The following is a 17,772-nucleotide window of genomic DNA, read 5'->3' as shown; positions in this document are numbered from 1 at the left end:
TTGTGACCGATTTCATCCGACCCGGTGCCGCAATGGCCGCGGCCTGAACTGCGGCCGTTGTCCCCGGCACTGCCAGCACCTCACACCACTGGAACCCCATCATGATCGACACCCCGACCCACGCCACCACGCCGCCCGCACAGGATGCGACTGCCCTCGCCTTCGATCTGCAATCCCTGCATGGCCAGGTGGCGCTGATCACCGGCGGCAGCCGCGGCCTGGGCGCTGCCATTGCGCAGGTGCTGGGTGAAAGCGGCATGCGGGTGGTGCTGGCCGACATCGACCTGCAGCGTGCGCAGGACCGCGCCGCCCTGCTGGGTGAGCGCGACATTCAGGCCATGCCGCTCGCCCTGGACGTGACCGACCCCCGTCAATGCGCCGATGCGGTGGACGCCGTGGTCCAGCGTTTCGGCCGCCTGGATGCGCTGATCAACAACGCCGCCACCGATGTGACGGCGCCGCTGTCGGACCTGAGCATCGAAGACTGGCAACGTGTGCTCAACACCAACCTCTCCGGCCCGATGATGATGGCCAAGTTCGCCACCGCCCAGATGTTCAAGCAAGGCGGCGGCGGCCACGTCATCAACATCGCTTCCACCGCGTCCAAGCGCGCCTGGCCCAACGCCAGCGCGTACCACGCGACCAAGTGGGGGCTGCTGGGCCTGTCCCATGCGCTGCATGCCGAGCTGCGCGACAAACATGTGCGCGTGAGCGCCATCGTCGCCGGCGGCATGAAGACCCCTTTCCTGCTGGACCGTTTCCCGGGCATTGATGAAACGCGTCTGCAGGATCCCATCCACGTGGCCCGAGCTGTCCGCTACGTGCTTCAACAGCCCGAGGGCACCGTCATTCCCGAGTTGACGGTCCTGCCCACCCTTGAAAGCTCCTGGCCTTGACCACTTTCCTTCCTACCGACACTTTCACCGGTGCACCGGCCCGGCCGCTGCGTCCCTGCCTGTTTCTGGACAAGGATGGGACGCTGATCGAGAACGTGCCCTACAACGTGGATCCCGCCAAGCTGCGCTTCATGCCGGGCGCCGGCGAAGCGTTGGCGCAGTTGCGGGAGGCCGGCCTGTCGTTGGTGATCGTCACCAACCAGGCCGGCATCGCCAAGGGTCTCTTCACCCGCGCCCAGTTTGCGCGTCTGCAGGAAGTGCTGCTGCGCCGCCTGCAGGAGGAGTTCGGCGTGGTCATCGACGATGTCGCCGTCTGCCCCCACAGCCCGGATGCCAAAGGCCGGCCGGCATGCCTGTGCCGCAAGCCCGCCCCCGGCATGCTGATCCGCGCCGCCCGGGCCCACCATCTGGACCTGGCGCGCTCATGGATGGTCGGCGATATCCTGGATGACGTCGAAGCGGGTCACCGCGCCGGCGCACGCGGCCTGCTGTTCGACAGCGGCGGCGAAACCGAATGGCGCCGTTCCCCGCTGCGCGAGCCGACCGCCACCTTCACCTCGTGGCCGGCACTGGCGGCGCATCTGCTCGAGGCGATGCGGTCCGACGGGACGCCCGGGGCGTCGGGGACGACGCCGACGGTGTCTTCCGGCTCGACGCCCGCTTCGCCGCCGGTGCGCTCGATGCCGATGGCGCTACTGTCGCGGGCTTTTCTTCCCCAGCGGAACGCCGCAGCGACCGCTTGAGCGTCCGGGCCAGCGGCTCGTCCGCCGTGGCCACCGCCTTGGCGGACCCCTTGGCCTGTTCCCGGGACAGGGACCGCAGCAGCCCCAGCAGGCGCCGCTCGGCCAGGCTCAGTCCCGGTGCCGACGGCGGCTGACGCACCCAGCGCTGAGCCGGCAGCGCGGCCATTTCCTCGGCCTGCGCCAGGGCCAGCACACCGGGATGCACGTAGGACTTGCGGCAGACCGAGACGGTATTGCCCAGTCGCGAGGACACCTGCTCCAGCGTGTCCTTCAAGGCAACGCCCGGCGCGGTGCCGGCTCGCGCGTGCCCATACAGCAGGTCCAGCGCCAGCACGCTGGCATGCCAGGTGCGGAAGACCTTGGCGCTGCAGACGTCGCTGCCCAGGCGTGACAACCATTCGTTCACATCCGACGCATCGATGCGATGCGGCTGACCCTGATCGTCTTCATAAGCAAACAGCTCCTTGCCCGGCAGGTCGCGGCAGCGGCGCACCAGCGCGGCCACCTGCTCGTCCTTCACCGCCAGCGAATGACTCACACCGCTCTTGCCTTTGAAGCTGAGCATCAGCGCATCGCCGCTCACCTTCACATGGCGGCACAGCAAGGTGCTGAGACCATAAGAGCCGTTTTGCCGTGCGTATTCCCGATGGCCAATGCGCATCCAGGTGCGGTCCAGCAGCCGCACCAGCGCCGCCACCACCCGCTCGCGGTCCAGCCCGCCGGAGCGGAGCCGGCGCTGCACCTGGCGGCGCAGCCGGGGCAGGCGAAGCGCAAATTCACTCAGCAGGCCGAACTTGTTGTCGCCCCGCTCCTGCATCCAGTCGGGGTGATAACGGTATTGCTTGCGACCGCGGGCATCCCGCCCGGTGGCCTGCAGATGACCGTCTTCCCGCGGGCAGATCCAGACATCCTCATACGCCGGAGGAATCGCCAGCTTCTGGATGCGGCGGATCACCGACGTGTCACGAATGGCGCGACCGTTGGCGTCGACATACCGGAAGCCCTTGGCGGTGCGCAGGCGGCGCAGGCCCGGTTCAACATCGGAGACCCAGCACAGGGGCATGTGATCCTCTGGAGGAATAGCCTTGGATGCTCCAGTTCAGGCAGGCGGCATGCCCAAAAGAACTCGGGGCCACCACCGCAGCGTGGTGCGCTGCGCTGGGGCCCCGGCCCTTTGTCGCCTCGGTGGCTGTTGTGTCAGTGCGCGGAGGAGCTGTCCACCGCGGCCGCATCTTCGGCGGCGTATTCCTTCAGTCGGTTGTAGAGCGTCTTGAGGCTGATGCCGAGCACCGCCGCGGTCTGCTCCTTGTGATGCTTGTAGTGTTGCAGCGTGGCCAGGATGAAGGCCTTTTCCACCTGCGCCATCGAGCTGCCCAACGGCATGACGACCGACGGGCCGGTCTGCTCGGCCGGCGCGGGCGCTGGTGCGGGCGCGGCCATCGGCGCGGCAGCGTGGCTGCCCAGCGCCGGCGAGGCGGCTGCGAAGGTGCCGGTGGAAGCCGCCAGGGTCGACACCACCTCATGCGCCGGATCAGCGCGCGGCAGCCATTGCTCATCCACCACATCGGCGGCGGCCATCACATAGGCCCGCTGCACCGCATTGCGCAGTTCACGCACGTTGCCCGGCCAGTGATAGGTCTGGAGCTGCGCGAGGGCGCGCGGCGTGAAGCGCTTGTTCTTGCCTTCCTTGGCCGCGATGGCCTTGAGGAAATGCTCGGCCAGCAGCGGCACGTCGTCCAGACGCTCGCGCAGAGGCGGCATCTCGATCGGGAACACATTGAGGCGGTAGAGCAAGTCTTCGCGCAGCTTGCCCGCCTGCACCGCCTGCAGCAACGGACGGTTGGAGGCCGCAATCACCCGCACGTCGGCATCCAGCGTGGTGGTGGACCCCACCCGCATGAAGCGACCCGTCTCCAGCACCCGCAGCAGCTTGACCTGCAGCTCCAGCGGCATTTCGGTCAGCTCGTCCAGAAAGAGCGTGCCGCCGCTGGCGCGTTCGAAGAAGCCTTCGTGCTGCTTGTCCGCCCCGGTGAAGGCGCCCTTCTCATGACCGAAGATTTCGCTTTCGATCAGATTGGGCGAGATCGCGCCGCAGTTCACCGCCAGGAACGGCTTCTTTCGACGACGGCTCAGATCGTGCACCGTTTGCGCCACCAGCTCCTTGCCGGTGCCGCTCTCGCCGTTGATGAACACCGAAACGCTGGTGCCCGCCACCCGCGAGATCTGCTCGTAGATGCGCTGCATCGGCGGCGTGCGGCCCCACAGCAGGCCGAAATGCCCGCTGTTGGCGAGGTTGGCATTCAGGTCCGCCACTTCCGCCTGCAGGGCCGCCGGCTTCATGATGCGGGAGAGCACGCCTTGCAGCTGGCGGATGTTGATCGGCTTGACCAGATAGTCGGCCGCGCCCAGGCGCAAGGCCTGGATGGACGTGTCCAGGCTCGCATGGCCGGTGATGAGCACGACCTCCGAGTTGGCCACCAGTTGCGCGTCGGCAAACAGCTCCATGCCGTTGCCGTCCGGGAGTTGAAGATCCAGCAGCACGACGTCGGGCTGCTGGAGCGCAATGTGCCGGCGGGCATCGCGCAGGGTGTGGGCCACCGAGACGGTGAACTTTTCGCTCGCAATCAGTTCTTGCAAGGTGGCGACGGAATCGATGTCGTCGTCCACGATCAAGGCATGGGTCACCGTGACGTCCTTAGGTGTTGAGAGCCAGCGGCACAGGCCGCAAGGCCGGGAAAATCAGCGCGGGATCAGCAGGGCTGGTGCGAAGACGTGTGGATGGCAGCAATGAGTAGTCATTTGCAATCCATGAGCCATTCTTACAGTAACCCCGTTCCACTCCCACCCCTTGGCCTTCAATTTGAAAAAAATTCTCTGTCACCTGTTCGTTGGACGGGCACCGTCCACCTCGAACAGATGCCTGTTCATCGGGGTTGCGAGCGACGGCGCTGGAACCAGCCCACCAGCGCCAAGCCACCGAGGAGGGCGGTCAAGGCCTTCAGATCGCGCGGGGCATTGGGCTCACGCTCGGCCGGCGCAGCAGGACGCGCACTGGTCGGCGGGGTTCCCGCCGCGCGCCGCACCTCTGCCGTCGCGACCGGCGTGATGCCGCCCAGGGCAACCTTGGACGTCGCTTCCAGGGCGGCCACCGTCACGGGTGCGGCCTCCACCGGATTCAACGCCAGAACCATCGGCGCTGCCATCAGCAGCGCACCGCCAGCAGCCAGCTTGCGCAGGCACATGTTGATCTCCCTACTCGACATTGGAAGGCCGTCGGGCGGCCCGTTTGCTCATTGGATGGGACGGCGGCCTGCCCTTGCGGCGTTCCAGGCGTCCCGGCGCGGAAGGAACGGAGCGACCGCCCCTGCCTTCAGCACAACCGGAGAGCAAGGGCAAACAGCGTGCCTGCAAAAACGTTCGGTGACGATTTGCCACCAAGTTTTCGGCACTTTTTTACGGTTTCGCCATCTTCGAATGTTTCAATTCACTTGACCCGGCTTGTGCGGTGCAGCCGGCTGAAAGTGTTCGGATGAAGGTGAAATTCATGCTGCTCAGCGATGCGAGCAGGCAATTCCTGCTGAGACTGGCCTTTGTGGTGGGTCTGGCGCTACTGGCCATGGTGCTGCAGTGGCTGGCCCAGCCGCTGATCGGCAACGGCGAGCCCTTCCTGTTCTTCCTGCCGGCGGTGGCGCTGGCAGCGGTCTGGTTCGGCCCGGTGCCGGGCGCGGTCGTGCTGCTGGCGGGGCTGGCCAGCGCCGGCATGGATGAAACTTCCTTTCAAACGTTCTGGCATCAGTCCAACGACGGCCGGGTCACGATTGCGGCCTATTTGGTGTATGGCGTGCTGCTGCTGGCGCTGGGTGAGCGGCTGCGGCAAGGCGGATTGCGCACGGCGCAGGCCCAGGCCCGCCTGCGTCTGCTCGCGGAAGAGACCGACGTCGGCCTGTTTGAATTCGACAAGGTGGCCGGCACCCTGTATGTCAGCCCTCCGCTGGCACGCCTGTGCGGCGTGACCGCGCCGGACCGCGCCGTGCCGGCACTGGCGCTGCTGTCCAAGTTCCCGCCCCAGCTGGTGGCCCAGGCGCGACTGGCCCAGGAGCATCTGCTGCATCGCCAGGGCGACCGCTTCGAGCATGAACTGGCCTGGCCGTCGCCCGACGGCATGAAATGGCTCTTGCTGCGCGTCCGCCTGATCCGCGACGATGCGCAGGTCACCCATGTCCGCGGCGCGGTGATCGACATCACGGAACGCAAGCGCATGGAGAACCAGCTGCAGGACACGCAGGAGAAGCTGAGTGTCCGGGTGAACGACCTGCACCGGCTGCAGGAACTCAGCACCCGTCTGCTGGAACCCCGGCCGCTGGTGCAGCAGTTCCAGGTGGTGCTGGATGTGGTGGTGGCCCTGCATCATGCGGAGCACGGCATCCTGGCTTTTGTCGACGACGAGGACGGCCAGCTCAGGATCAAGGCCTCCGTCGGGCATGACGCCGCCACCCTGACGCAGCTCCAGCGCCTGATGGATGCGGGCCTGGGCAGTTGTGGCCTGGCCCGCGTGCAGCGCAGCCGGGTGGTGGTCAACGACTTCCAGACCGATCCGCGCTGCCAGGACCTGCGCGCCCTCGCGGCCTCGCTGGGACTGGGTGCGGCCCACACGACGCCGCTGATCAGCGAAAGCGGCGAGCTGCTGGGCCTCATCAGCGTGCATTTCCCGACGCCGCATGACATCACCTTGCGCGAGACCGACCTGACCGACCTGTGCACCCGCAAGATCATCGTGCATGCCGAGCGGGCCAGAGCCCGGGCGGAGCTGCAGGCGGCCGACCGTCGCAAGGACGAATTCCTGGCCACGCTGGCCCACGAACTGCGTAATCCGCTGGCACCCATTCGTCAGGCCGCCCTGCTCTCCAGCGCGCCACAGGCCACCGAGGCCCAGAAGCGCTGGAGCCATGGGGTGATCGAACGCCAGGTGCAGCACATGGCGCTGCTGCTGGACGACCTGCTGGACATCTCCCGCATCACCCGCGGCGCCTTGAGCCTGCGTCTGGAGGATGTGCAGCTGCATGCGGTCATCGATTCCGCCGTCGAGACTGCCCGCCCGACCATCGAAGGCCGCCAGCATCGCCTGCAGGTGGAGCTGCCGGCGCAGCCCCTGCGCTTCGAGGGGGATGCGCTCCGTCTGGCGCAGGTGGTGGCCAACCTGCTCACCAATGCTGCCAAATACACCGAGCCGGGCGGCGATCTGCTGATCCGCGCCAGCCGCGTGCCGGACGCCCGCAGCGGCGATGCAGGAGAAGTGCTGATCGAGGTCTGCGACAACGGCATCGGCATCCCGCGCGAATCGCTGGGCGAGGTGTTCAACATGTTCACCCAGCTGCGGCGGACCGGTGGCCGGATGAACGAAGGGCTGGGCATCGGCCTGGCGCTGACCCGCGGATTGGTGGAGCTGCACGGTGGCCGCATCACCGCCCACAGCGACGGCCCCGGTTGCGGCAGCCGCTTCGAAGTGCGCCTGCCGCTGCGCCTGGCGGCCAGCCCGGCGCAACCGGTGCACCGGCTGGGTCATTACCGCGGCGGACCGCTGAACATCCTGGTCGCGGACGACAACCGCGACGCCGCCGAAAGCCTGGCCGAGCTGCTGCGCCTGCAGGGCCATTCGGTGGTGCTGGCCTTCGACGGGCAGGAGGCCCTGGATGCCTTCGACCAGCACGCCCTGGACGCCTGCCTGCTCGACATCGGCATGCCGCAGGTGGATGGGAATGAAGTGGCGCGCCGGCTGCGAGAGCGCACTGACATTCATCCGCCGGTGCTGGTAGCCATCACCGGCTGGGGTCAGGCGTCCGACCGGGAGGCTGCACTCGAAGCAGGCTTCGACCACCACCTCACCAAACCGGTGGATCCGGACAAGCTGCTGCAACTGCTGGCCCAGCATCATCTGCCCGAGCAGGCCCGCGCCGCCTGAAAAACCGCTCCCGACTTTTTTGCAGACACCTTCAGGCATGCGGTGTGCTCCATCAGGAGTCACTGCATCCGGGAGAAGTACGTGCTCGACAAGTGGGACAGTTCGCTCAAATGCCTGCCGCCTGACCGGCTGCTCGACATGGCACCACGGCTGGCGCGGCCGCTGGTCTTGACCAATGGTGTCTTTGACCAGCTGCACATCGGTCATGTGAGCTATCTGGAGGCCGCCAGTGCCCATGGCAGCTGCCTGGTGGTGGCGCTGAACAGCGACCGGTCGGCCCAGGCCTGGGCCGATGCACAGCCCGATCCGGAAGGACGTCCCCTGCATGCGCTTCAAGACCGCGCCCGTGTGGTGGCGGCGCTCGGCTGCGTGTCCTGGGTCACCTGGTTCGATGAGGACACGCCGGCGGCACTGCTCGCGGCCTTGCGTCCGGAGGTCTACGTCAAGGGCGGCGACTACAGCCTCGACGGCCTGCCTGAAGCGCCGCTGGTGCAAAGTTGGGGCGGCCGGGTTGCGATTGCGCCGTATGTGACCGGTCCGGATGGCACCGGCCTGATGCAACGGCTGGGACACCTCGCGCCATGACCCTGCGCTTTGACACGCCGCTGGGCGCCCAGGCGCCGCCTTCCGCGGCACCCACCACACCCCAGCAGGATCAGCCGCTGCCGGCGCCACGGATTCGATCGACACCGACGGTGCTCATCGCTGGCGACTGCATGCTCGATGTCTACCTGGAAGGGGCCGTCAACCGCATCTCCCCCGAGGCGCCCGTGCCGGTGCTGCACCTGCAGAAGCAGTCGCAGCGTGCGGGGGGCGCCGCCAACGTGGCACTCAACCTGTCGGCGCTGGAATGCCCCTGCACCCTCACCGGCCTGATCGGTGAGGACGCGGCCGGTCAGCAGCTCACCACGCTGCTGGACCGGCCGGGCATCCACTTGCAACTGGTGCGGAGCGCCGAGGTCAGCACCATCCAGAAGATCCGTCTCGTCGCCCAGCGACAGCAATTGCTGCGCATGGACGTGGAAGCCCCGCCGCCGGAAGCCTGCGTCCAGTCCTTCAATGCGATGACGCGGGACCTCGCCCATCACCACCGCTGGGTCCTCGTCTCCGACTACGGCAAGGGTGCGCTGCGCGATGTGCAGGACCTGATCCGCGCCTGCCGCCATCAGCCCTGCCGGGTGCTGGTCGACCCCAAGCGCCCCGATCTGGAAGCCTACCGCGGGGCCTGGCTGCTCAAGCCCAATCTGAGCGAGATGCGGGCGGCCGTCGGCCACTGGCACGACGAAAAGGATCTGTGCGAGAAGCTGGCCCGCCTGCAGCGCTCGCTGGAGATCGACCACATCCTGCTGACGCGGGGTGAGGCCGGCATGACGCTGTTTTCCCGCGAGGGTCTGTGCCTGCATGTGCCGGCGCTGGCCCGCGAGGTCTATGACGTGAGTGGCGCCGGCGATACCGTGCTGGCCGCCCTCACCTGTTTCCTGGCCCGGGGCGAGACCCTGGAAGATGCGGTGCGCGCTGCCAACCGGGCCGCCGGCCTGGTGGTGGAGAAGTTCGGCACCGCGTCGGTCACCTTGGAAGAAATGGGGATGGCTGCATGAGCCTGATGGCCCGACATACCGACGACCCGCAGGTGCTGCCTGCGGCCGACATCCGCCCCTGGCCGAGACCGGTGGCCCGCCCCTACTTCGAGGAATCGCTGCATCAGCACCGTCTGCTGTTCCAGGTGCTGGACCAGTTGCATCCCCAGATCGAGCAGGCGGCCGTGCTGATGGCCGATACGCTGCGCGCCGGACGCAAGATCATGCTGATGGGCAATGGCGGTTCAGCCGCCGACTGCCAGCATCTGGCGGCGGAGTTCACCGGCCGCTTCCAGCAGGAGCGTCGGCCGCTGGCGGCGATGGCGCTGACCACCGACACCTCCGCCCTCACCTGCATCGGCAACGATTACGGTTTTGAGCATGTGTTCGAGCGGCAGCTGGCGGGTCTGGGCCAGCCGGGCGACTGCGCGGTGGGTATTTCTACCTCCGGTAGCTCACCCAACGTGCTGCGGGCGCTGGAGCGGGCCCGCACGCTCGGCCTGACCACCGTGGGCCTGAGTGGACGCGACGGCGGTGCCATGGCGGCGCTGTGTGATGTCTGCGTGGTGGTGCCCCATCCGGACACGGCCCGCATTCAAGAGGCCCACATCTTCATCGGCCACTGCTGGTGCGGGATGGTGGAGCAGTCACTCGCCGCCCTGCCCTGAGGCCGCCATGCCGGGTCGCCAATCGGTGCCGCCCTTTTCATCCTTCTGGATGGGGGGCTTCGAAGGCGCGGACCATGTGAATGGCCGCGGCGAACATCTGGACATGGTGCGGGCCACCGGTCATGCCGACCGTCTGGATCAGGACTACCGACGCGCACGGCTGCTGGGCATCCGCACGGTGCGCGAAAGCATCGGCTGGCGATTGACCGAAGTCGCCGACGGGCAGTTCGACTTCAGCCGCGCGATCGCCATGGCGAAGGCGGCGCAGCGTCAGGGCGTGCAGATTCTCTGGACCCTGATGCATTACGGTGTGCCCCCGGGCCTGACCCTGCTGGACGATGCGCTGGTGCCGCGGTTTGCGCGCTTCGCCGCCGAAGCGGCGCGGGTGCTGGCGCCGCTGTGCCCCGGCCCACGGTTCTACACGCCGATCAACGAGATCAGCTTCCTTTCCTGGGCAGCCTCTGCCAGCGATGCGATGGGCCCTGCGGGGTCCCCACCGGAGGCCCGGCAACCCGATCTGGAGGAAGACTCCCGCGTCAGTGGCTTCCAGATCAAGCGGCGGCTGGTACGGGCTGCATTGGCCGGCATCCGCGCCATTCGCGAGGTGGATCCGCAGGCGCGCTTCCTGCATGTGGAGCCGGTGGTGCATGTGGTGCCGCCGCCCGACCAGCCCGAGTTCAGGACGCAGGCGGACCGCATCAGCGCCTTCCAGTGGCAGGCCTTCGACATGCTGGCCGGGCGGATGGAGCCGGAACTGGGCGGCCATCCAGAAGCACTGGACTGGCTGGGGCTCAACCACTATCACAGCAGCCAGTGGGAGACGCCGAGCGAGAAGCGGCTGGCGTGGCACCTGCGGGACCCGCGCCGGCAACCGCTGGCCGATCTGCTGGAGGCGGTGTGGCGCCGCTATCACCGGCCGTTGATCGTGGCGGAGACCGGTCACATCGGCGTGGGGCGCGCGGCATGGCTGCAGGAGATCGCCGGAGAAGCGCAGCGGGCTCGTGCCCGCGGTGTGCCACTGGGGGGCGTGTGCCTGTACCCGATGCTGGATCGGCCCGATTGGCATGACTCGCGGGTGTGGCATCGCAGCGGGATGTGGCATGTACCGCCGTCCGGCCAACTGCGGCTGAACAAGCCGTTTGCCCGGGCGCTGTTGAACTGGCGGCATCTGAACGATCCTGCCCGACTGGTCACCAGCACACCGGACGGATCGGACACGGACAAGTCCGGCCTGATGGTGATGCTGCCGCAGCCGTGGGAGACCTGGTCAGCACGCCACCAGGCGGCGGTGCTGGCACTGGCGGAGGACTTCGTACTGCGGCTGGTGGAGCCCCCCAGGGATTCGGCGGTGCCGGCCGTGCTCCGGCGACATACGCTGGCGCCCCATGCGGAGCTGCTGGTGCTGCATCGCCCCCGTCCCCGTCCGGTTGAGGCGGTGTCGGTGGCGGGAGCAGGGGACTCCCGGCCGACGTTGGAAGCAACGTCGCCGGCCGGCATCCCTGCACCGGTCGGGGAGTCGCCCGCGTCCGGGTGGGCCGCAGTGCCGGATGAAGAGGCGCTGGCACTGCTGCGCAAGGACCGGGAACAGATGAGACCCCGGCGCTGGTGGTGCTGGCCGTGGCGATCACCGGGCGGCGCGGTGGATGCGGCCTGGATCACGGCGCTCGCCGGTGACGGCCTGATTCACCACCCCTGCCAGGCCGGCGACCGGCCCCCCGTGACACTCGAAAGTCTGGTCCGGCTGGAGCTGCCCGCCGACTGGCCGCCGCCCCCCGTGGCGCTGCGTCGATTGGTCCCGGACAGTTATGAGGACGAGGAGACGCGTCGATGGATTGAAGGTCCGGTGCCTTCGTCCCTGGGGTCCTCGGCCGTCGTCCCGCCCATCCTGTGGCTGCAGATGGGTGCACCCGGTGGAGCCACGCCGCCGCCCTCCTGGTGGAAGGGTTCGCTGGACACCGAGGCCGTCCATGCCATCCGGGCCGTGGCGCGGCAGCATCCGGCCTGGCGGCTGCTGGTGGATGCCAACGCGCCGCCGGTGAACGGTGAAGCGGACCCGGCCAACCTGCGGTGGGCGGGCCGGCTGCCGCCGCCGCTGGAGACCCCGATGGCGGCAGCCGTGCAGGCCGCGCTGCCCTTCGAAGTGTGGGCTCCTGCCGCCATGGACCCCCGGACACTGTCCGCCCTCTGTGGCGAAGCCATGGCGCCGGTCGATCCCTGCCGGCTGCGCCAGGATGCAGGCCGGGTGCAGGCGGCTCATCGGGCGCTGGCCGCCAGCACGCGGCAGCAACTCCATGGGCTGATCGCCGGCCCCGCCGTGACCGCTCCGGTCAGGTGAACATCCGCTCCACCCGCAACTCACTGCTGCTGAGACCGGCGGCGATCAGCAGCCCACGCGCCGGCCCCTGCCGTTGACCCCAAGGGTCCATCAGCACGGTGTCCGGGGGCAAGTCGTGCCAGTCGGTCAGGTCGTCATGCAGTTGGGCGGCGACCAGAACGAACTCGTTGCCGAAGCCTTCGGCGGTGGCGGTGCAGACGGAAAGGCCGCCGCCGTCCCGCGCAATGCGTGCAGCGAGCACACGGGCGCACTGCGGGCTGTCGGCAAATTTGAGGCGGTTGATCATCTGTTCATAACGAGGATCGCCATACACCGCGCGGGCGACCTCGGCCGCATCGGCGTAGGGATGCCCCTGGCGCCACTCGCTGGCCAACTGTTCCTCAAACGCCAGCAGCGCCTGACGCGACTGGGCCAGGAGCAGCAGACGCTGCATGACCGGCTGTCGGCACAACGCCACCAGCTCGGGAGGCGGTAATCGACGGCGGACAGCGGGAGCGCCTGCAGCGCCGGAACCAGCATCCGGGGACGCCTCCGCGGCGGAGGAGGTGGTCGTCGCCGTTGTTGCTGACGTGGCCGCCGAAGCTGCCGCTGACGCTGACGCTATCGCAGCCGTGGTCGCCCCCTGGGTCGCTGCCGATGCTCCGGCCACTGCCGGGGCCCTTGCCGTTTCCGAAGGAGGCTCCGCGGTCGGGGTTAGTGCCACTGACACCGTCGCGGAGGATCCCGGCCCGGGTAAAGACGCCGACAGCCCAGCGCAGCGCACCTGATACACCGCATCGGGTGCCATTGCGAAGGTCAGGCCGCCGCGCCGGGAAGCGCTCATGTCAGCCGCCGAAGCCCCATTCGGCGCGCCCGCACCGACCGCCAGACGCAGCCGATAGGCGGGCATCGCGCCCGGCGCCGAAGCGGGCCTTGTCGCAGCGCGGTCTGCAGCCGGCGCGCCGGGCAGCGGCGCGGACGTCGACCAGGGTTGGCGCTTGGGCGGCGGTGCCTGAAGGCCCGCCACCCGAGGCGCCCGAAGGTGGCGCAGAAGGCCCGGAGCTAAACGGCTGGCGTCCATGATGCGTTACCAGCAGTGGTGATGGCCGAAGGCGAAGGAGCCGAGCAGCGATCCCACCCCGGAGGCCAGCGCGGCCCCCACGCCCATGCCGAGGCTCATGCCGGCGCTGGGCAGGTCGGGCATGTAATACGGTGATGGCATGCCGAATCCACCGCCCATCCACGGATTCCAGCTCTGGAACGGCTGGTAGGGCATGAATCCGCCGCAAGCGTCCCACGCCAGCGGCGGCGTCGGCAGACACGGGTAGTTCGCCACCATCACCGGCGGCGTGCCGTTGAACACCATCGGGGGCGCGCCACTGACCACCATCGGTGGTCCGCCATTGAACACCATGGGTGCGCCGCCATTGAACGAGGTCGACCAACTGCTGACGACCGGCGGCTGTGCAGCACCCGGCCAGCCCGCGGGTGCAGGCGCGTGGTAGGCCAGAGGCGACGCAGGCGCACCCGACCAACCCGGCGCCCCCGCAGTGCCGAAGGCAGGGGGCGGCGAACCATATCCGCCCGTTGGGAACGCGCCAGTACCCGGCCCGGGCGACGCGTAAGGTGACCCCGGCGTGAGCGGTGCAGCGGGCGACAGAAATCCGGAAGGCGAGGACGGTGCGGTCGGAGGAGCGCTCGGAGCCAGCGATGCCGGGCTGGCCGGTCGGCCCATCGATGGGCCAGGCATCCACATGGGCGGAGCGCCGTAACCGGACGCGGCCATGCCGCTAGACGGAGCACCAGGTCGGCCCGAGCCAGGCGCGCGCTGGAAGTCCGCCGGACCCGGCATCGGCGGCCGGCCCTGGGACACCGCGGGCCCACGCCCATGAGAGGACTCATCAGGGCGGCCACTCTTCTCCGGTAGCGGCGTACCCGCCCCCCGGACGTTGGACGACGCTGCATGGGCCGGGCCGTCACCTGCGGCCTCATCAGCCCAGCCGTCATCGCCGGCCAGTACTTCCGCCATCGCCTCCGGGTCGTGCCGGAGTGCAGACAAGTCATCCAGCTGGGCGGCATTGGCGGAGAACAGATGGCGCTGGACCAGCCGCTGTTCCGCCGGCGACAGCGAATTGCAGAGCTGGCCGAGCCGCACCACATCGGGCAGCCAGTTGACGCTGGTACCGAACTGGGCCGTCAGCCGCTGGAAGAGCTGGATGGCGGCCGGGTCGCCACCGGCCAGGGCCGCGGCCTGGGGATCGAGTCGGATGCCCGCCGGCATCTGGCCGTTGAATGCAGGCGCCTGCCAGTGCGGACCGGCAGCACTCCCGTAGGGAGCCCCATAGGCAGAACCCTGCGATGGACCAAAGGCTTGGCCAGGAGAGGGGAAAGACATGAACAGCTCACCTCAGAAGGACGTGAGATGCCCGACGGGGCATCGTCCCCCTGGGTGCTGACCGGTCGCCTTCCCCGCACGCGTCGCGAGTCCTGATCCTTTCAAACCTTGCGAAAACGCAAAGTCATCGCTCAGGCGGCGAACTTAAGCCACGATCACCCTCTGCTGGCCCAGCAGATCCCGGAAGTGATGAATGGTGCGCTCCAGCCCCTCTTCCAGGCTCACGGTCGGCTCCCAACCCAGTCGTTCACGGGCGCGTTCGATGTCGGGGCAGCGACGCCGCGGGTCGTCCTGCGGCAGGGGTCGGAAGACCAGCCGCGAGCGGCTGCCCGTCAGCCGAAGGATCTGCTCGGCCAGGTCCAGCATGGTGTGCTCCCCGGGGTTGCCCACATTGACCGGCCCCCGCTCATCCGCCTCCATCAGCAGCATCAGCGCCCGCACCGTGTCGCTCACGTAGCAGAAGCTGCGGGTCTGCTGGCCGTCACCGTAGACGGTGAGGTCCTGCCCCTGCAGCGCCTGCACGATGAAGTTGCTCACCACCCGGCCGTCGCCGGGACGCAGGCGCGGCCCGTAGGTATTGAAGATGCGGGCGATGCGCACATCCACCTGCCGTTCCTGGTGGTAGGCCATCATCATGGCTTCTCCGCAGCGCTTGCCCTCGTCATAGCAGGAACGGGCGCCGTTCGGATTGACATTGCCCCAGTAGTCCTCCCGCTGCGGATGACGCTCCGCATCGCCATAGACCTCACTGGTGGAGGTCTGCAGCAGGCGCGCCCCGGTGCGCTGGGAGAGCTCCAGCAGCCGCCACAGGCCCAGCACGCTGCACAGCACCGTGTCCACCGGCGCGGACTGGTAATACGCGGGGCTTGCCGGGCAGGCCAGGTTGAAGATCTGCCGCGCTTCCACCAGCTCGCGCGGCGGCTCCAGGCATACGTCCCGCCGCTGGAAGGTGAACGCCTTGTGGCCGAGCAGTCCATCCAGATGGCCGATGTCCCCGGTGCTGAGGTTGTCCATCGCCATCACCCGGTGCCCCTGGGCCAGCAGGGCCTCACACAGGTGGCTGCCAACGAAGCCGGCCGCGCCGGTCACTGCCACGGGAAGGGAATTCTGATTCATGTCGTGACCTCGTGAAGGATGTGCATCCAATCGGAAACGAAACGGTCGATGCCAAAGCGCTCGCGCGCCAGGTCCCGACCCCGCTGTCCCCATTCGCGCGCCAGGCCCGGCTCGCGGAGCAACTGACGCATCACCTCCGCCAGGGCGGTCGGCCGGTTGTCGATGAAGCCGTTTTCGCCGCTGCGGATGACGGTGCTGAGCTCGGTCGTTGCCAGCCCCACCACCGGCTGGCCCACCAGCATCGCTTCGATCAGCGCCAGACCCAGGCTGGTGTAGCGCACCGGGTGGAAGAAGAAACGATGCGACGCCATGTAGCCCGGCAGCTGCTGCTGCGACGCTTCACCCACCCCGCCGGGCAGCGTCTCGCTGCCCATGCCCACCAGCGACAGCGGCACCTCGTCCAGCATCTGCCGATAGAGGTCGAGGCCCAGCCGGCGGCCACGCCGCTCCAGGTGATTCACCACGACGAGGCCCTGCGCCAGTTCGCCGTGATAGCGCTCCTGACCCAGCGGCTTGACGCCGTGCTCCACCACCCGCCAGGGCGTCACGCCGTTGTTCCACATGAGCGCGTTGAAGTGGGTGCAATGCACGATCACGGCGGCGGGGTCCTGCACCCAGTGCAGCGTCTCGGTGGGATGCTGCTGCGGAGGATCGTGCTCCAGATAGACGCGCGGCAACTGCTGCTGCTCAGCGGACAGCCAGCGGGGCCGGTCTTCGTCCCAGCCGGTGCGATGCTGGTAGAGCACCACATCGAAGTGCATGCCGCCGATCTGGTCCACCGGCGCCTCATGCACGTTGTCGCCCCAAGGCAGGCTGCCCACGCGGCCGACACGGCCCGGCGAGCGCTGCGGGTCGGTCACCAGGTAGAAGTCATGCGGGACCTGGGTGAGGTTGTAGAGGTAGTTGCCGTGCACGTGCCAGGTGAGGATGCGCAGTCGTCGGGCCATCGGAGGGCTCCAGCTGAGGGTGGGGATGGGCCAGCAGGTCGTCCAGTGCCTGCAGGACCTCGAAGACGGACAGGGCATGCGCGCAGGCATGACCATGGGGACATTCCGGATAGGCGCAGGGCCGGCAAGGTGCCGGTTTGGCCAGCAAGCGGTGCAACCGGGTGTCCGGCGGCGCCCAGCGCATCGGCTCGCTGCCGCAGGACACCACCACGCTGGGCACCCGCAACGCGGCGGCCATGTGGGAGACGCCGGTGTCGTTGCAGACCAGCACCCGGGCGCGGCGCAACAGGGCGCCCATCGACCACAGGCTGGTGCGACCGATCAGGTTCAGCCGCGGCACCCCCAGCGCATCGAGCAGCCGTTCGAGTTCTTCACCCAGCGCTGCCTCCGACGGCGTGCCGGTGAGCACCACCTGATGGCCGTTGTCGTGCAGGGACTGAGCCACCGCGGCAAAACGCCGCAGCGGCCATCGCCGTGACGGCAACTGCGCACCCACATGCACGCAGGCATACGAGGCGCAGTCCTCCCACCCGGGCCAGGCCTGGCGGACCGCCTCGTCGTCCTCGGGCCGCAGTGGGAACTCCAGATGGCTGTCTTCCACCGGCAGGCCCAGGTGACGACACAGGCTGAGCAGCCGCTCGGTCTCGTGGCCCAGCACCGGCCAGGGCGCAAACAGCGCGGCGTCAGCCTCAGGCACCCAGGCGCCCGGGCCCTGGAAGCCAGCCATCTGACGGGCCCCGGCCAGCGCCAGGAACGGATTGGTCACCTGCCCGCTGCCGTGCAGCTGGATGGCCAGATCCCAATCCATCGATTGCAGCAGCGCCAGGGCGGGTGGCAGGCCGCGCACATCGACCGCCTGCTCCGGAAGTCCGGGCCAGCCGGGAAACGGCAGCCATTCGTCGACACAGGAAATGCGCGAGAGGTAGTCCCGTGACGCTGGCGTCCCCATCACGCACAGCCGCGCGTCCGGCCAGGCGCGGCGCATGGCGCGAAAGGCCGGCACGGCGCACATCGTGTCTCCCAGCACCAGCGCCCGCAGGATCAGCACGCGGCGGATCGGCCCCTGGACCCGCCCTGCCCCTTGGGTCGGGGCGTGGATGCGGTCGGCGGGCGTCGCGCGCTCAGCGGTCGAGAAACTCAGCAGACTCAAAAGCGAT

The 17,772-nt window shown here is 68.5% G+C and carries 14 protein-coding genes and 1 pseudogene; 7 read left to right on the top strand and 8 right to left on the bottom strand.

Annotated elements, in window-relative coordinates:
• The first annotated feature begins 101 nt into the window (after positions 1-101).
• Positions 102-896 carry an SDR family oxidoreductase gene (locus FHS28_RS00390; protein WP_088449593.1) on the top strand — a complete coding sequence of 265 codons (795 nt, stop codon included), beginning with the start codon at positions 102-104 and terminating at the stop codon, positions 894-896.
• Positions 893-1,639, top strand: coding sequence for a D-glycero-alpha-D-manno-heptose-1,7-bisphosphate 7-phosphatase (locus FHS28_RS23945; RefSeq protein ID WP_246409383.1), 747 nt, complete (start codon positions 893-895; stop codon positions 1,637-1,639). The genes FHS28_RS00390 and FHS28_RS23945 overlap by 4 nt, the downstream gene beginning before the upstream one ends.
• A gap of 211 nt (positions 1,640-1,850) precedes the next feature.
• On the opposite strand, the pseudogene FHS28_RS23940 reads toward FHS28_RS23945, so the two are convergent.
• The 3 genes and pseudogenes from FHS28_RS23940 to FHS28_RS00375 all read right to left on the bottom strand — a co-directional run.
• Positions 1,851-2,702, bottom strand: a pseudogene (locus FHS28_RS23940) (DNA topoisomerase IB); the annotation flags it as partial.
• Between the two features lie 134 nt (positions 2,703-2,836).
• Positions 2,837-4,324: a sigma-54-dependent transcriptional regulator gene (locus FHS28_RS00380; protein WP_088449596.1), complete on the bottom strand. Its 1,488-nt coding sequence runs from the start codon at positions 4,322-4,324 to the stop codon at positions 2,837-2,839.
• 239 nt (positions 4,325-4,563) lie between these two features.
• A complete protein-coding gene (locus FHS28_RS00375) occupies positions 4,564-4,881 on the bottom strand; it encodes a hypothetical protein (protein ID WP_088449597.1) in 318 nt (105 codons plus the stop codon).
• A 287-nt stretch (positions 4,882-5,168) separates the two neighbouring features.
• On the opposite strand from FHS28_RS00375, the gene FHS28_RS00370 reads away from it, so the two are divergent.
• The 5 genes from FHS28_RS00370 to FHS28_RS00350 all read left to right on the top strand — a co-directional run bounded on the left by FHS28_RS00370 (position 5,169) and on the right by FHS28_RS00350 (position 12,178).
• Entirely contained in the window at positions 5,169-7,598 is a 2,430-nt protein-coding gene (locus FHS28_RS00370) for a PAS domain-containing hybrid sensor histidine kinase/response regulator (protein WP_088449598.1), read from the top strand.
• Between the two features lie 81 nt (positions 7,599-7,679).
• Complete coding sequence (locus FHS28_RS00365) at positions 7,680-8,183, top strand: adenylyltransferase/cytidyltransferase family protein (protein ID WP_310736718.1); 504 nt, start codon at positions 7,680-7,682, stop codon at positions 8,181-8,183.
• A complete protein-coding gene (gene rfaE1, locus FHS28_RS00360) occupies positions 8,180-9,196 on the top strand; it encodes a D-glycero-beta-D-manno-heptose-7-phosphate kinase (RefSeq protein WP_088449599.1) in 1,017 nt (338 codons plus the stop codon). Before FHS28_RS00365 ends, rfaE1 begins: the two co-directional genes overlap by 4 nt.
• Positions 9,193-9,843, top strand: a complete 651-nt coding sequence (locus FHS28_RS00355; protein ID WP_246409381.1) for a D-sedoheptulose-7-phosphate isomerase — start codon at positions 9,193-9,195, stop codon at positions 9,841-9,843. Before rfaE1 ends, FHS28_RS00355 begins: the two co-directional genes overlap by 4 nt.
• A 7-nt stretch (positions 9,844-9,850) precedes the next feature.
• Complete coding sequence (locus FHS28_RS00350; RefSeq protein ID WP_088449600.1) at positions 9,851-12,178, top strand: hypothetical protein; 2,328 nt, start codon at positions 9,851-9,853, stop codon at positions 12,176-12,178.
• Here the strand turns inward: FHS28_RS00350 and FHS28_RS00345 are convergent.
• From FHS28_RS00345 to FHS28_RS00325, 5 genes are all read right to left on the bottom strand, one after another.
• On the bottom strand, positions 12,171-12,611 hold the full coding sequence (locus FHS28_RS00345; RefSeq protein ID WP_088449601.1) for a hypothetical protein: 441 nt from the start codon (positions 12,609-12,611) through the stop codon (positions 12,171-12,173). The genes FHS28_RS00350 and FHS28_RS00345 overlap by 8 nt on opposite strands.
• Positions 12,612-13,244: 633 nt before the next feature.
• Positions 13,245-14,552 carry a hypothetical protein gene (locus FHS28_RS00340; RefSeq protein WP_184293910.1) on the bottom strand — a complete coding sequence of 436 codons (1,308 nt, stop codon included), beginning with the start codon at positions 14,550-14,552 and terminating at the stop codon, positions 13,245-13,247.
• Between the two features lie 144 nt (positions 14,553-14,696).
• Positions 14,697-15,668, bottom strand: coding sequence for a UDP-glucuronic acid decarboxylase family protein (locus FHS28_RS00335; protein WP_088449604.1), 972 nt, complete (start codon positions 15,666-15,668; stop codon positions 14,697-14,699).
• A complete protein-coding gene (locus tag FHS28_RS00330; protein ID WP_088449605.1) occupies positions 15,665-16,615 on the bottom strand; it encodes a glycosyltransferase family 4 protein in 951 nt (316 codons plus the stop codon). The genes FHS28_RS00335 and FHS28_RS00330 overlap by 4 nt, the downstream gene beginning before the upstream one ends.
• Complete coding sequence (locus tag FHS28_RS00325; RefSeq protein WP_246409378.1) at positions 16,539-17,765, bottom strand: glycosyltransferase family 9 protein; 1,227 nt, start codon at positions 17,763-17,765, stop codon at positions 16,539-16,541. The genes FHS28_RS00330 and FHS28_RS00325 overlap by 77 nt, the downstream gene beginning before the upstream one ends.
• Between the last annotated feature and the right edge of the window lie 7 nt (positions 17,766-17,772).

Source organism: Roseateles terrae (genome assembly GCF_014192155.1).
Taxonomy (GTDB): domain Bacteria; phylum Pseudomonadota; class Gammaproteobacteria; order Burkholderiales; family Burkholderiaceae_C; genus Roseateles; species Roseateles terrae.
Note: the sequence above shows the minus strand (reverse complement) of the source record. Positions and strands in the feature narration are given on the sequence as shown.